The organism is Micromonospora sp. ATLC20 (assembly GCF_057196585.1).
In genome coordinates this window covers 1-861 of record NZ_JBXUOV010000402.1, presented here as the reverse complement: position 1 = coordinate 861, position 861 = coordinate 1, and the positions used below count along the sequence as shown (strand labels likewise).

The 861-nt window shown below is 79.0% G+C and carries 1 protein-coding gene; it reads left to right on the top strand.

Annotated features, from left to right (window positions below; translation table 11 throughout):
- The coding region (locus tag AC2CHG_RS31620; RefSeq protein WP_484526232.1) for a proton-conducting transporter transmembrane domain-containing protein at positions 1–861 on the top strand (861 nt) is incomplete at both ends.

The window sequence follows — 861 nt, the reverse complement described above, 5'->3', positions numbered from 1 at the left end:
CGACCGGCCCGGCTGGCTCCTGGCCGCCGCCGGCGGGCTGCTGCTGGCGGCCGGCGCGGTGCGATCGGCCCAGGTGCCGGCGCACCGCTGGCTGCCGTACACCCTGGACGCCCCGACCCCGGTCTCCGCCTTCCTGCACGCGGGCATGGTCAACGTCGCCGGCTTCCTGATGATCACGCTGGCGCCGGTGGTGGTCGCCGCACCCGGCGTGATGCCGGCGATGGTGCTGACCGGCCTCGTGACCGCGGTGTCCGGGACGGTGTTCGCCGCGGTGCGCACCGACGTCAAGGGCACCCTCGCCCGGTCCACGGTCGCGCAGATGGGCTTCATGCTCGCCCAGTGCGGGCTCGGCGCGTTCGGCCTGGCCGCCGTGCACCTGGTCGGGCACGCGGTCTACAAGGCGTACGCGTTCCTGTCCGCCGGCGGCGCGCTCCAGGCCCAGGCGCGGACCGCGGCCGCGCCCCGCCCGGTCGGCCCGCCCCGGACCCGGACCGTGGCGCTGGCCGGCGCGGCGGTGCTCGCCGCCGTGGCGCTCACCGAGCTGTCACTCAGCGCCAGCCCGAGCGGCCTGCTCAGCGCCGTCCTGGCCGGTGCGGCCGCGCTGACCGCGGTGCGGTCGGCGCTCGCGGACCGCGAGGTGCCGACGCGGACCGCCGTCGCGATCACCCTCGCGGCGGGCGCGCTGGCCGGCGGCTACCTGGTCGCCGGTCGGGCCGTCGCCCGGTGGCTGGGGCTGCCGACCTCGGTGACGGACGCCGGGGTGGGCATCGCGGCGGGCGCGCTGGCCGTGGTGGCCGTCGCCGGCGCGTTCCTGGTGCGCCGGCACGGCGCCGCGCTGTGGTGGTGGGCCTGGCGTGACGG